The 14,073-nt window shown below is 61.2% G+C and carries 15 protein-coding genes; 12 read left to right on the forward strand and 3 right to left on the reverse strand.

Annotated features, from left to right (window positions below):
* Positions 1–198 precede the first annotated feature (198 nt).
* Together F2P45_RS24925 and F2P45_RS24930 are read right to left on the reverse strand one after the other, a co-directional pair.
* Positions 199–1,284, reverse strand: coding sequence for a type II asparaginase (locus tag F2P45_RS24925; protein WP_166880892.1), 1,086 nt, complete (start codon positions 1,282–1,284; stop codon positions 199–201).
* 183 nt (positions 1,285–1,467) lie between these two features.
* Positions 1,468–2,349, reverse strand: coding sequence for an amino acid ABC transporter substrate-binding protein (locus tag F2P45_RS24930; RefSeq protein WP_166880893.1), 882 nt, complete (start codon positions 2,347–2,349; stop codon positions 1,468–1,470).
* A gap of 586 nt (positions 2,350–2,935) precedes the next feature.
* Here F2P45_RS24930 and F2P45_RS24935 point away from each other — a divergent pair.
* From F2P45_RS24935 to F2P45_RS24990, 12 genes are all read left to right on the forward strand, one after another.
* Positions 2,936–3,685 carry a methyltransferase domain-containing protein gene (locus F2P45_RS24935; RefSeq protein ID WP_166880894.1) on the forward strand — a complete coding sequence of 250 codons (750 nt, stop codon included), beginning with the start codon at positions 2,936–2,938 and terminating at the stop codon, positions 3,683–3,685.
* Positions 3,686–3,855: 170 nt separating this feature from the next.
* Positions 3,856–4,536, forward strand: coding sequence for a hypothetical protein (locus F2P45_RS36425; protein WP_229505280.1), 681 nt, complete (start codon positions 3,856–3,858; stop codon positions 4,534–4,536).
* Entirely contained in the window at positions 4,529–5,236 is a 708-nt protein-coding gene (locus F2P45_RS24945) for an RES family NAD+ phosphorylase (protein ID WP_166880895.1), read from the forward strand. The genes F2P45_RS36425 and F2P45_RS24945 overlap by 8 nt, the downstream gene beginning before the upstream one ends.
* 462 nt (positions 5,237–5,698) lie before the next feature.
* Complete coding sequence (locus F2P45_RS24950) at positions 5,699–7,018, forward strand: carbohydrate-binding protein (protein ID WP_223164830.1); 1,320 nt, start codon at positions 5,699–5,701, stop codon at positions 7,016–7,018.
* 162 nt (positions 7,019–7,180) lie between these two features.
* A complete protein-coding gene (locus tag F2P45_RS24955) occupies positions 7,181–7,966 on the forward strand; it encodes a tetratricopeptide repeat protein (RefSeq protein WP_166880896.1) in 786 nt (261 codons plus the stop codon).
* Between the two features lie 99 nt (positions 7,967–8,065).
* Positions 8,066–8,815, forward strand: a complete 750-nt coding sequence (locus F2P45_RS24960) for an SDR family oxidoreductase (protein WP_166880897.1) — start codon at positions 8,066–8,068, stop codon at positions 8,813–8,815.
* Positions 8,775–9,074, forward strand: coding sequence for a hypothetical protein (locus F2P45_RS24965; RefSeq protein WP_166880898.1), 300 nt, complete (start codon positions 8,775–8,777; stop codon positions 9,072–9,074). The genes F2P45_RS24960 and F2P45_RS24965 overlap by 41 nt, the downstream gene beginning before the upstream one ends.
* A 298-nt stretch (positions 9,075–9,372) precedes the next feature.
* Positions 9,373–10,062 carry a PEP-CTERM sorting domain-containing protein gene (locus F2P45_RS37295; protein WP_166880899.1) on the forward strand — a complete coding sequence of 230 codons (690 nt, stop codon included), beginning with the start codon at positions 9,373–9,375 and terminating at the stop codon, positions 10,060–10,062.
* A 39-nt stretch (positions 10,063–10,101) separates the two neighbouring features.
* Positions 10,102–10,548, forward strand: coding sequence for a hypothetical protein (locus tag F2P45_RS24975; RefSeq protein WP_166880901.1), 447 nt, complete (start codon positions 10,102–10,104; stop codon positions 10,546–10,548).
* A 161-nt stretch (positions 10,549–10,709) separates the two neighbouring features.
* The gene (locus F2P45_RS35495; RefSeq protein WP_187367225.1) at positions 10,710–11,966 is read left to right on the forward strand and encodes a PKD domain-containing protein; all 1,257 of its coding nucleotides are present in this window, start codon (positions 10,710–10,712) and stop codon (positions 11,964–11,966) included.
* Between the two features lie 267 nt (positions 11,967–12,233).
* Positions 12,234–12,695 carry a carboxymuconolactone decarboxylase family protein gene (locus F2P45_RS24985; protein ID WP_187367227.1) on the forward strand — a complete coding sequence of 154 codons (462 nt, stop codon included), beginning with the start codon at positions 12,234–12,236 and terminating at the stop codon, positions 12,693–12,695.
* 68 nt (positions 12,696–12,763) lie between these two features.
* Positions 12,764–13,144: a MerR family transcriptional regulator gene (locus F2P45_RS24990; RefSeq protein ID WP_166880903.1), complete on the forward strand. Its 381-nt coding sequence runs from the start codon at positions 12,764–12,766 to the stop codon at positions 13,142–13,144.
* Positions 13,145–13,166: 22 nt separating this feature from the next.
* On the opposite strand, the gene F2P45_RS24995 is transcribed toward F2P45_RS24990, so the two are convergent.
* Positions 13,167–14,033: an oxidoreductase gene (locus tag F2P45_RS24995; RefSeq protein WP_370663310.1), complete on the reverse strand. Its 867-nt coding sequence runs from the start codon at positions 14,031–14,033 to the stop codon at positions 13,167–13,169.
* Positions 14,034–14,073 lie beyond the last annotated feature (40 nt).

The following is a 14,073-nucleotide window of genomic DNA, read 5'->3' on the forward strand; positions in this document are numbered from 1 at the left end:
TGTGGGCTGGAATCGATGCAAAACGTAGCTGCTCTGAGGTAGAATTCATGCCGGGCAAGGTGCGTTCGTGTTGAAATTGTGTTTTAGGGATAACTCACATTTTATCAATCACTTACGGCATTCTTGCCCTTTTTTATGCAAAATCCAGGCTAGCAGCCCGGGAAGCCTGCCTTGCAGGGCAGGCTTCCCGGGTAGAACTTAGTAGGTATAAAACATCCGCTGAATCTCCTTGGTGCTGGTGGTTTTGGTCAGCGCCAGCATCAGCAGGATGCGCGCCTTCTGGGCACTCAGGGTGTCGGCCACCACGAAGTCCAGCTCGTCGTCATTGGCTTCGCCGTTGCGCGCCAAAATGCCCTGGCCCACGCGGCTGGCCCGCACCACGACCGCCCCCTTGGCATGCGCGGCAACCAGCGCCGGCTTGACCCTGGCTGCCAGGCTGCCGTCGCCCACGCCGGCATGGATGATGCCCTTGGCGCCCGCGGCCATGAACGCATCGACCGCTACCGGTCCGACGTTCGCATAGCCATACACGATGTCCACTTGCGGCAGCACCTGCAGCGCGCCGATGTCGAATTCGGTCTCGGTGGTGTGCTTGCGTATTTGCTGTCGATAGAAGAATGGCTTGCTGCCCTGGATATAGCCGAGCAGGCCCAGTTCCGGCGTGCGGAACGAGTCCAGCGTCGAGGTATTGACCTTGGTCACATCGCGCGCCGACTGGATCTGGTCGTTCATCGCCACCAGCACGCCCTTGCCGACCGCCTCGGGGCTGGCCGCCAGCATCACCGAATTGTACAAATTGATCGGGCCGTCGGCCGAAATCGCGGTCGATGGCCGCATCGCGCCCACCAGTACCACCGGCTTGCGGCTCTTGACCACCAGGTTCAGGAAGTAAGCCGTTTCTTCCAGCGTGTCGGTGCCGTGGGTGATGACGATGCCGTCCACGTTCGATTGGGCCAGCAGGACGTTGACGCGCTTGGCCAGCGTGAGCCAGTGCTCGTTGGTCATGTTCTCGCTGGCGATCTGGAACACCTGTTCGCCGTTGACGTTGGCAACCTTGGCCAGTTCGGGCACCGCCGCGATCAGGCGCTGCACGCCTACCGTGGCGGCGGTGTAGCCGACCGTGGTGGTGCTGCTGGCGCCGGAGCCGGCGATGGTGCCGCCGGTGGCCAGGATGGTCACGTTGGCCAGCTTGGGCGCGGCATGTTGCGCCTGCGTGGCCGAGGCCATGCAGAACAGGAGGCCAAACAGCGCGATCATCGATTGCGCGGGATTTTTGTGAAGCATGCGATCTCCTAAAGGGACGAGGGTTTTTTGCAGGCGACGCCATTTTTCATGACGCGTTTTACCTGCTGCGGGACGGCGAAAAGTCTGTTCGAGGATTAGCCCTATGATAACGGGCGAAGGAAGCCTGCCTTGCAAGGCAGGCTCGTTGCGCAGGGGCGCGGTAGACCGCGCCAATTCCCTGCTTCACCGGTAGGCGGCCGGGTCGCCCGAATCGGTGGGGGCGGCAATCGCTTTTTTCAGCGCAGGGCTCATCGGTAGCTGGAGTGGCGCGAACCACTTGCGGTAGATCTGCTGCACTTCGCCGGACTTGAACAACGCGACGATGGCTTCGTCCACCAGTTTCTTGAATTCGGGGTCGTTCTTGCGCACGACGATCCCGTACGGCTGCACCGGCAAATCGGTGGCGACGATGGCATACATGCCCGGGTCCTTGGCGGCGGCGACCAGCCCGTGCAGAAGCACATCGTCCATCACGAACGCGAGCGCGCGGTCGGCCTCGACCAGCGAAAACGCTTCGGCGTGATCCCTGCCCGGAATGATGTGCAGGTCGAGCCCCTGTGCCTGAGCGGTTTCCCCCAGCGCGTTGATGGCCGTGGTGCCGGCCGTCGAGACGACGGTCGAGCCCTTGAGCGCTTGCAGCGAATCGATGCGGGCTGTCTTTTTCGCTACCAGGCTGGTGGCGGCGACGAAGGTCGTCACTGAAAACGCCAGCTCCTTTTGCCGCTCGAGCGTGTTGGTGGTCGAGCCGCATTCGAGGTCGACGATGCCGTTGACCATGAACGCGCTGCGGTTGGCGGAGGTGACCGGGCGCAGCATCACTTCCAGGCCGGGCGCCTTGAGCCGGGTGCGGATGGCGTCGACGATGCGATAGCACAGTTCGATCGAATAGCCGGTCGGCCGCTGCTGCTTGTCGAGATAGGAAAACGGGATCGATTTGTCGCGAAAGCCAATGCTGATGACGCCCGTTTCCGCGATTTTTCGCAAGGTCGGCGACTCCTGCGCCGCGCCATGGGGGGCGAGCGAGAGCAGTGCGGCAAATGCGAAGAGCAGGTGTCTGGTGTTCACGTCGTTTTTTCCTTACGGCCCGGGAATTCCAGCCGTCGCATGGGACAATATTCCCATGAACAGGTGGCAACGACAATGCTTATGCAAAATTCACATGGGAAGCGATGATGCTGTGGACAGCAAGAACAACGGGAGCGCCGGTTTCATTGCTGGGCGCGGTGTCAAACGCGATTCTTCGATGCCAGGGTGGTTGATCTGACATCCTTGATTTGACAGAGCCGATAGTGTCAAACTCTTTTATTCGCCGGCAATCTGTTGTGGAAAAACAATAAAGTGAGACCCACGGCGCCGCGCTGGATATGCGCATGGGAACTTCCGCTTACGGTCAGAAGCGGACCTTGATGTGTGTGGAGTGAAGGACGCGACCCCGGACGGCGTGCTCCTCGCCAGCGGCAGGCGCGCGACGGCTTGAATTGATGTCGGCGAGGGTGCTGCGCAGCGGCGCGGTCGCCGTGCACTACCGGCGCGCGCGCTGAGCCGGAAGCAAACATGCATGTGAAGTAAAACAATGAATCCCTATCCCTGTTACTGCGCAGTGCGGCGGCAGAAGATACGTGAGGTTCAAGGACAGATCGAGGAAAAATGAATGAAACCTTTTGATGCCTTGGTGGCCGAAGCCGAAGCGGCTGACGTGAGCGGTTGGGGCTTCGAATGGCTCGATGGGCGCGCCAGCGAAGAACGCCCACCCTGGGGCTATGCCCGGTTGCTCGCGCATCAGCTGGCAAGCGTCGAATCGGCGCTCGATCTCGATACGGGTGGCGGTGAAGTAGTGGATGAGGCACCGTGTTTTCCTCCCCGCATGTATGCGACGGAAGCCTGGTCGCCCAACGCGCGCAAGGCGCAAGCGCGCTTGGGCGCGCGCGGCGTGCAGGTGGTGGAAACAGCGGCGGGCGCAGCGCTGCCCTTTGCCGATGGGTCGTTCGCGCTTGTCACGTCGCGCCACCCGGTGTGCCCGGATTGGGCAGAAATCCATCGCGTTCTTCAGCCAGCTGGACACTACTTTGGGCAACATGTGGGGCCTGCTTCGTCCTTTGAGTTGATCGAGCATTTCCTGGGACCGCTGCCGGTCGAACGGCAGCGTCGTGATCCGCGGGATGAAGCGGCCGCGGCAATGGTCGCAGGGCTGACTGTAACGCAGTTGCGCACGGCGCGTTGCCGCATGCTCTTCCATGATGTAGGCGCGGTGGTCTGGATCCTTCGCAAGTGCGTCTGGTGGGTACCGGATTTCTCGGTGGCCAAGTACCACGCTGAGCTGCTCGCCTTGGACCGTCGGATGCGCCACGGTGAGCCCTTCGTGAGCTACTCGACACGTCACCTCATCGAGGCACGGCGGTGAACCGGACCTGCCCTGTCGCCGTGTCCCACATTACTTGAGCACAGCAGGGTTGATAGCCGAACTGTTGATCGAGCTTAAGCCGTTGCGACAAGCGAGATAAGTTAGCTTGGTAGGTGATTCTGGTTATGCTATCCTGTCCATATCTGAAATCACCTCATCAGGAGGTCGCCATGAGCACCATTGAACTTGAACCAATGTCAGCACCGATCCCCACTTTTGCGGGAGGTCTGAAAGAGGTGCGCGATCAATTGGGTAACGTCAAGGGTGACCAGGTCCTTGCCTTCGTGTTGGACGGAGCAAGCGAAAGCGAAGCCAAGGCCATCGAGCAAGTCATCAGCCGAATTATCCGCCTGACCCAGAACACCTTGACCACCCGTAGCAACGAAACCCTGTCCAGCCTGGTTGAGACCTTGCTACCCAAGAACATGCCATCTCCAGCGCTTCTCAAGGAAGCCAGGATGATGTTGCGGGCCAAGGAAGCTGTGTTGAGTGGCGCTGACTGGCTCACCGCTGCCCAGGTGGCATCGATTGCCGGCCTCAGCGAAAAGAATCCGAGTGCGCAGCTGCATAAGTGGAAGCGCGATGGCGCCATTTTCGCCATTCGCCGCAATGGTCTGGATTACTACCCAGGCTACGCCCTCGACCCGGCCAATGAGTATCGGCCCCATCGCGCACTCAAACAGGTGCTGGCGCAGTTCGGGGAGGCTAAAGATGGATGGGGCCTGGCATACTGGTTCCAATCTGTGAACGGCTTTCTCGGCGGTCAACGGCCAATGGACGTGCTTGTGAAAAAACCCGATGCGGTCGTTGCAGCTGCGGCGGACGAGGCGATGGGGATTGTGCATGCCTAAGACCAAGGGCAAGGCAACGCCCGCAGCGGCCGTGCCGGCGTCGATCGCGGTGTTCGATCCGCCGCCCCTTAATGTTGATGCTGCGAACGTGACCAGAACTTCACTAGACGTCAACACGATCCTGCATAGAATTCATCAGGATACTTTCGGAGCCCTCCAGTTCAATCCGGGGTTCGGCAATGCTCGGTTCAGTCCGATTAACGATGCCGTGGGCAAATCCATCCCAACCATTTACGCGGGTGAGACATTTGAGTGCGCAGCAATGGAATCGGTGTTCCATGACGTTCCTTACGCACCTGGACTGAAAGCCTATGACAAAGCCAAATTAGCAGGACAGGTACACTCAATCGTCAAGACGAAGGAGCTATTGGTTCTTGCCGATTTCGGCACGAAAGCGCTGCATAAGCTTGGCATTCCACGTGCATCTCTGACAGACACCGAGAAGGATCGGTACCCATTCACACGTACCGTGGCGCAAGCAGTACATGCCCAATGCCCTGATCTGCAAGGTATTTGCTGGACCTCCCGACAAGATGACAAGGCCACCGCGTATGTCCTCTTTGGCGACAGGATCGCCGCTCGAGATTTACAGCATGTTGGCACGTCGAAAAGCGTCACTGGTGATGCGGCGACCTATGATGCGCTGCTCGATCTGGCTGAAGTGATTGGTGTTGATATCGTGCCCGGGAACATGCCATAGGGAGGGCGATTGACGCTTTCCTGTACGCCCGCCTGACACATAAGCATGAAATCCTGATGCAGTAAGCCTCTGCCCATCGGCAGCGTCGAGTGCCTTCACAGCCCAAACGCAACATGCTCTGGTAAAGGCACCCGTTATGGACCAGTACGTCGGAATGCATCCCCGACTTTGCCGATCTTGCCGCTGGGCACACCCCTCATAGGGAATCCGGGAGCATCACCGGGAAGCGACCGGTGTGTCCAGCCTCGGGCCTTTTCCTGTACTCAACGGCAACATTGGCGTAAACCAGACAGAACTGTGCCCAATCTGCCGTCCGCCGTGTGTGGGTTTTGACAATACGCCAAATGTGCTCAATACTCAATTCTGTGGAAACGCTTCCATCAACGTCGCTATTGTCGATGAGATCGGCTGGAAGTGGTTGTCGCCCACGTCAACCCAACTATAACTTCGGAGACTTTCACCATGAAGATGAAGACGATTAACGTCTTGCTGGCATCAGCATTGACTGCCGGCACCATTGCCGGTTGTGGCGATAACGCAGCGAACGGCAGCGGCGATGGCGGCAAAGCCCCCGTCCTCCTGTCGCAGACAGCCACTGGGGGAGGTTCCAGCGCCAACGTCGCCGCCATCTGCACACTCCAGGCTGAAGACTATGCCAACGCGTTTGACACCACTGCCGGCAACACAGGCAATCAGCACCGCACCGACAACGTCGATATTGAAGCGACGGCCGATGCCGGCGGAGGTTATAACGTGGCCTGGACTGCCAATGGCGAATGGCTGGCGCACAACAACGTCACCTTCCCGACCAGCGGCGCCTACACCATCGCGTACCGTGTTGCGGCCCCTTCCGCTGGCGGCGTGATTTCGACCGACCTCAACGGAGGCGCGATTCCGCTCGGCACCACGTCGGTTCCCGCAACGGGCGGCTGGCAGAACTGGACCACGGTGCAGCGCACGCTGAACGTGAATGCCGGAACGTACAACGTCGGCACCTTCATCAGCAGCGCGGGCTTCAACCTGAACTGGATCAGCATCGCCGGCGCTAGCTGCGGCTCGACCCCACCACCTCCGCCACCGGGCTGGACGCTGGCCTGGGCGGACGAGTTCAACGGCACCTCCCTGGACACCTCCAAGTGGAACATCGAGGTCAACGGAGATGGCGGCGGCAACAACGAACTGCAGTACTACACCGCACGTTCGGAAAACATCCGTGTCACCGGTGGCGAACTGGTCATCGAGGCGCGCAAGGAAGCCTATATGGGCAAGCAGTACACCTCGGGCCGCATTACCACCCAGAACAAGGCAAGCTGGCAATACGGCCGGATGGAAGCGCGCATGAAAATCCCGACCGGCAAGGGCACCTGGCCAGCGTTCTGGATGCTGGGTAACTCCATCAGCAGTGTGGGCTGGCCGGCAAGCGGCGAAATTGACATCATGGAGCATGTCAATTCCGAAGCGGTCACCCATGGCACCATCCATTGGCGGGATCATAACAACGCGTATGCCAACTATGGCGGTCCATCGGGCAATCTGGACTTCTCGCAGTTCCACGTCTATGCCGTGGAGTGGGATGCCTCGGTGATCCGCTGGTATGTGGACGGTAACAAGTTCCACGAAGTCAATATCGCCGGCGGCATCAACGGCACGTCGGAATTCCATGCACCGTACTTCCTCCTGTTTAACCTGGCCGTCGGCGGCAACTGGCCTGGCAGCCCGGATGGATCGACCGCATTCCCGAACCGGATGCAGGTTGACTACGTTCGCGTCTATCGCAGGTAATCCGGAGCTGGAGAGGGGCGCCCCGTCGGGTGCCCCTTGTCGGGGCGCAGTTATCTTCGGGCACAGCCCCGTCGGCAATGACAGCCGCGCGATACCGTCACTGCGGAAAACCTTCTACAATTCGGCAGGCAGGCGACAATATCGCCTTTCAAGGAGCCCTGCTTGGTAGAGAATCTTTTTCGCAAACTGAAGGCGATGGTGTCCGGCGCCGCCCAGTCGCCACGCACACCAGCGGCAACCGGCACCGATGCCCAGCCGGTTGATGTGGAGCAGTGTGTGCGCCAGCTCCAGGCACTGTCCGACGCCATCGATCCGGCTCTGGCCTCTGCCGATGCGCCCGAGGTCGACGCACGCTGCAATGACCTGGCGCAATTCCTGGCAAGTCTTGAGGCCCACAGCGCGCTACCGGCCATCAGGAGAATCCTGGGCGCAGGCTATGTTGACCTGGGCTCGGCGTATCGCCAGATAAGGCGGGTGGCCGAGGCTGAAATGGCGTACGCCAAGGCCATCGGCGTATTGCAAAGCATCACCCATATTGATGAACACAGGCTGTTCGCGACCGCTCAACTTGCCGCCAGCAAGAATCACCTGGGCCTGCTGTATATGGACTGTGGGCCGCAGGACAAGGCGATCGCGGCGTTCGATGATGCGATCGCGCAGCGTAAGGCCCTGGCCCGTCAGGCGCCAGGCGACTGCTGGAATCTGGTGTATCTGGGCGGCGCTCTGTGCAACCGCGCGCATATTGCCCGAGAACGGGGCGAGCATCGCGCTGCCATGGCGCTATACGACGAAGCGATTGCGCTCCTTGATGAACTCGCCCCGGACGACGACTGCGAACGATCACAAGCCCGGTTCGCGGCCATGTCCGCCGCCTTTCCGGGGCTGCCTGAATTTGCCCGCCAGTATCGCGTCAATGCGCAAGACGGCAAGCGCCTGTTGCCTGCATAGGCCCCCTGCGAGCTGGCGCCCGGTGCTCGCGAGACGCACCGGGCCGAGGTCTGCCCCATCCCGGTTGCCGCATGCCGGCATCAATCACATGAAGGTTCCATGAACAGCAAGGTAATGATCATCACAGGCGGCGGGCGCGGCATCGGCGCGGCGACTGCATTGAAGGCGGCAGCGCGAGGCTATGCCGTCTGCGTCAATTATTTGAAGGACGCGGCGGCGGCGCAAGCGATCGTCGGGCAGATTCACGCCGCGGGCGGGACGGCCATCGCGGTGGCGGCCGATGTCAGCGACGAAGACGAGGTCGCGCGGCTGTTTCGCAGCGTCGACGAGCAGCTCGGCACGGTCAGCGCGCTGGTCAATAACGTGGGCGTGCTTGAAAACAAGATGCGCATCGCGGAGATGGACATGGCGCGCCTGAACCGCATATTTTCAAGCAACATCACCAGCCAGTTCCTGTGCGCGCGCGAGGCCGTGCGGCGCATGTCGCGCAACAATGGCGGCGCGGGCGGGGCCATTGTCAATGTGTCGTCGGCCGCCTCGCGCCTCGGTGCGGCAGGGGAATATGTCGACTATGCCGCTTCCAAGGGAGCGATCGACACCTTCACGACCGGGCTGTCGCTGGAAGTCGCCAGCGAGGGCATCAGGGTCAACTGCGTGCGGCCAGGATTCATTTATACCGGCATTCATGCCAGCGGCGGCGAGCCCGACCGGGTGGACCGCTTGCGCTCCATGATCCCCATGCAACGCGGCGGGCAGGCCGACGAAGTCGCCTACGCCATCTTGTGGCTGCTCTCCGACGAAGCATCGTATGTCACCGGCTCGTTTATCGATATTGCAGGCGGCAAATGAGGCGGCACAACAAATCATTGCCAAGCCATTTTGCGGTGACGATCAAGGTCATTTCCCGGGAGTGGCGACGATGAGCGACTATTTGCATGACGGACTGGCTGGCGGCACCACCAACAGCGACAATCTGCCCGAAGCGCCGAGCAACGATGATGATCGGGTGCTGTGGCAGAACAATAATGATGATCGCGACAACCAGCGGCGCATCAGGGCGGAGAACGATCGAACTCCCGCTGTCGGTTCCAGTCCGATGACGGGCTAAATGGGCCATTATCGAGAAGGACGCGCCCCACCTCACGGAGCGCAGACTGCGCAACGACGCAATCGAGCGCCGTTTCAAGAAAGCCTGCGCGATTGTCTACGCGCTGAAATGTCATCGGCACCAAGGGGCCGTGCCGGCAACAGCGCACGAACCGAACAAGGCCTGCATCACCAGCCAGGAGGCCGCTGCGGATGTCTCCCCCGGCCAGCGCTCACCTGTTGTTATGCCAATATCATGGATTGACTTTTTGTACATACAAAACTACACTTGATATCCCTCTACAATTAAGGATTCCCAGGTGAAACGTCTCGCTCTCTTCGCCGCGCTCTCACTGGCGTTCACCGCCACCGTGCACGCTGCCCCGGTCATTACGCAGATGCACACGGCCACCATCGGACACTACTGGCAGGAGTTCTCGCCCAACGCGCAATTCATGGTGTTTTCGATTGCCGACCGCTACAAGCTCAGTGACGGCACCGAATGGAAGGCTGGAGCGGGCTGGCACCCGAGCGCGTATTCGACCCTGGCGTCGACGGCGGTCGATGGCTCGACTATCCGCTACACCTTCCATACCCCGGCCGACGGCATCCTGTTCCAGAACGTTGACTACAGTTTCGGCGACCATTCCGCCAAGGGCATGCTGACGGTCGACAATGCGCTGACGATCGAAGCGCTGCTGGGATCGAACACCGCCAAATTGAGCGGTTACGCGACGGTGAAATCGAACGACGCCACCTGGTACGGCGAGCCGCGATTTAACTATTACGGGGCCAAGGTTGGCGATAAGGTGTATTTCGAGCAGAACTTCGAGTTGTCCAACGCGGTGTTCACGAACCAGCTGTTCAATACCAGTTTCGACTACAACCTGACCGGCGTGGTGGACTTCACCCGTCGCGCCGGCGAAGTGCCGGAACCGGGCAGTCTGCTGATCTTGCTGGCCGGTGCCGCCGCCATGGCAACGGTTCGCCGCCGCCGGCGCCAGGCCTGACCCACCCTGCGGCGTGAAGCGCGCCGTGGCTCACTGACGATGCTCCCCACCTTCCCGCATTCCCCCGATGCCTTCTGGCTCGCTTGCCCGGCATCGGAGGCCGCCATCACGGTGCAGCCCTACCTCTCTCCGTTCGGAGAAACCGGGGAACTGCTTTGCCACGCCGGCGGCGTGCTGATCGGCAGACTGAGCAAGCATCACCATGCTGCAAGCGGGTCGCTGAGCATCACCTTGCTTCCCCGGCTGGACCGCATGCGGCCCTACGACTGGCCCGCCGCCGGCGATTTTCTGCACGCCCTGTTGGGCATCCTGCGCGACGTGCCCACCGCCGTGCTGTGCTGCGAGCGCGATACCGACCAGGCCGATGTCGACCAGCTCGGCAGCTATGCCGACGTGGAACAGGCGCTGCAGCTGGTCATGCGGTACTGCCAGGATGGCAACAGCGCCTGCCCGAATTTCATCTATTCCCAGCCTGCGCTTCCCTGAAACGCGGGCTGCGCTGACACAGAGCAACGTTGCCACATCCCCGCGCCAGCCTGAGAAGTAATGCAGCAACACATTAATTGGCTATCAGATATTTTTTCTAGGAAATATAATGATGTCATTACGATCAAGTCCGGTCGTGTTCTGTACTTTCAAGGCGAAAAATGCGTTCACAGTTGTTCAAACATGCCATGGCCACCTCGGTCGCCCTCTCCCTCGTCGCCTGTGGCGGCGGTTCCTCGTCTCCAGGCGCGCCGGTCAACACCGCGCCGGTGGCCAACGCCGGACCTGCCCAGACGGTCGTGCTTGGCGCATCCGTGAAACTGGACGGCAGCGCCAGCACGGATGCCGAAGGTAATGTCCTGACCTTCACCTGGTCGCTGACGGCCAGGCCCGAGGGCAGCGCCGCGCTGATTCCTCCGGTCACCGCCGTGCTGCCGATCTTCACGCCGGACAAAGTCGGCAATTATGTGGCGACCCTGCATGTCAATGACGGCAAGCTCGACAGCGTCGCAAGCCGCGTGGCCATCACCGTGCTGCCGCAGCCCCTGACGCAATTGCCGCCAGCGTCGGGGCCGGTCGACGACGCCGCGCAGGATTGGGCGGTATCGAGCTCGCAGTCGCCATCGAACGTAAGCACCACCTCGCTGACAGCGCGCGGCACCGACGGCGACTTCATCGTTTCCTGTACGCCCGACGGCGCGTTTTTCTATCGCTTCAAGAGCAATTACGTCGGCGCCATGGAACCCAAGGCCAAGTTCATTTTCGGGAACACGGAAGGCATGACCGAAAAGTGGTGGTCGGAGACGTATACCGATGCCATGAACAATCATTTTGGCATGCTGCGTCCTTCCGAAACCAGGATAGCCGTGCTGCAACAGCTGTATCAAAACGAACCCTTCAAATTCGAGTTCAGCACCCATCTGAATGGCGTCAAAACGTCGGTGATGAAAGCGGCAGGCTTTGCCCGCGCGCTCGACCAAACACGGGCGCAATGCAACTGGTCCAATGAGCTGTTTCCATCGCAAAATGGTTGGGGCGGGCCGCTGCCTGTTGTGCCTGGCAATAACGCGGTCGAAGCGACCTATTCGCCCGGCCTGGGCGAGACGCAGCGCGTGCGGCTGATCGCATGGCGGGCGTTCAATGCGGCCAACAAACCGCAACTGCTGGTGCGCCTGGGCGACGCGGCCAATACCGACACCGTCGTCAAGCTTTCCGACTCGCTCCTGTATGTCACGCAAGATGGCAAGGTGGTCGCGGCAACATCCGGCACGCGCTTTAGCGGCAACGCATCGACACCGGTCATCCTGGCCCTGAATGGCAGCTATGATGCAGCACGTCCTTTGACGCTGTCGCTCATTCCTAACGGCACCACCGTCGTCGGCCAGCGTGTTGCACTGGCTGAATTGTCGCTGAAATAGGCATCACCGGCTTGCTGCCGGACTCTCGTCCGGCAGCAAGTTCCACAGCGTGTGAGGTTTCCGTTCTCTGCGGATGCCTGCAATCACGATCCATCCCGCCGCAGCGCATGTTGTTCACCGCTTGACTTCGAGCGCACTCTAAGCCCTAGCCTGTCCTTGCATGGCGCATCGGCGCCGTGCATCCCTGACGCGATTTTGCGCACAGCAACGGCAATGGTGAAGGAGAGCTCGATGACGACGACAAGAGTGGCAATGACGGCGGTATTGATGGTGGCGGCATTATCGGGCGCCTGCGCCTGGAGCGCCGAGCCCGGCAGCAGAAGGCAGCGTGGCGAGGACACCATGTTGAAGACCACCGGGGCCGAAGGCAAGCAAGTGGTCGATTCGCTCAGGCGCATTTCGCCCGAGCTGGGCGACTGGATCGTCGATTTCGCCTATGGCGATGTGTTCTCCCAGCCCGGTTTATCCCTGTGTACCCGCGAACTGGCCACCATTTCGGCGCTGACCGCGCTGGGCAACGCGCAGCCGCAGCTCAAGGTGCACATCGACGGTGCCCTGAACGTGGGCTGCAAGCCCGAGGAGATCATCCAGGTGATCACCCAGATGGCCGTCTACGCTGGCTTCCCGAGTGCCTTGAACGGCATCGCCGCGGCCAGGGAAGTGTTCGAGAAGCGCCGTGTCGGCCCCGCTTTCAGCGACCCGGCGCAGCGCAGGACGCCGGCAGGTTAGCCAGCTTGTGCCGTCTTGCCGATGCATTTATAGTGCCTGGAGCGCACTGACCTTCTGAGGACAAGAGCATGGAATCCCATCTGAGCATCGACGAAGCGTCCAGGCGCACCGGCTTGACCGCTTACACGCTGCGCTACTACGAGCGAATCGGCCTGCTCGCCCCGGTCGGGCGCGCCGCCGGCGGCCAGCGGCGCTACGCCGCATCCGACATGGCCTGGATCGGATTCCTGCTGCGCTTGCGCACCACACGCATGCCAATCGGCAAAATGCAGGCCTTCGCGCGACTGCGCAGCGAGGGCGACGCAACCGTACCCGCTCGTCGCCAGATGCTGGAGGAACACTTGACCGATGTTCTTGCAGAAATCGAAGCGATGCGCCAGTCTGCCGAAGCGCTAAAGGAAAAGATCGAGTACTACCGCGTGTTCGCGCAATCCCTGGCGCCGGCATAGCGCCTGGCTTGCGCTGGCGTCCTCACATGGCGCCCAGCGCCTGCAAGGCCGCTTCGTCCAGCCGCAGCGCGCCGGCCGCCACGTTCTCGCGCAGATGCGCCACCGATGACGTGCCCGGTATCACCAGGATGTTCGGCGCGCGCTGCAGCAGCCAGGCCAGCGCCACCTGCATCGGATTGGCATCCATCGCCGCCGCCACCTGGTTCAGGGTGCTCGACTGCAAGGGTGAAAATCCGCCCAGCGGAAAAAACGGCACGTAGGCGATGCCCTGCGCCGCCAGCGTGTCGATCAGCGCATCGTCGCCCCGATGAACCAGGTTGTAATGATTCTGCACGCAGACGATCGCGGTAATACCCTGCGCCTCGGCCACCTGGCGCGCGTCGACATTACTGAGCCCGACATGCCGCACCAGTCCCTCTTTTTTCAGTGCCGCCAGCACCTCGACCGCCTCGCCGATCGACGACCCATCCGCGCCTTCCAGCCCCGGCGCGCGAAAATTGACCACGTCGAGCGCGTCCAGTCCCAGGTTGCTCAGGTTGCTGTGCACGGCCGCACGCAGTTGCGCCGGCGCCGCCGCCGGCATCCACGACTGGTCGGCCCCACGCAGAAAGCCGATCTTGGTCACGATGGTCAGATCGTCGCGATACGGATGCAGCGCTTCGCGAATCAGCTGGTTGGTCACATGCGGGCCGTAAAAGTCCGATGTGTCGATATGGTTGATCCCCAGTTCAATCGCCTCGCGCAGCACGGCCACGGCGGCGCCGCGGTCTTTCGGCGGCCCCCACACATGCGGGCCGGCCAGTTGCATGGCGCCGTAAGCGATACGGTTGAAATGACGGTCGCAGTGGGCCGGGGTGAATTGGTGCTGGGAAGGCGAATAGGTGTTCACGAGAAATCCTTTGCTGGGGTTGGACAGGTCATGTGCGGCC

It is taken from the genome of Massilia mucilaginosa (assembly GCF_011682145.1).
Lineage (GTDB): Bacteria > Pseudomonadota > Gammaproteobacteria > Burkholderiales > Burkholderiaceae_D > Telluria_A > Telluria_A mucilaginosa.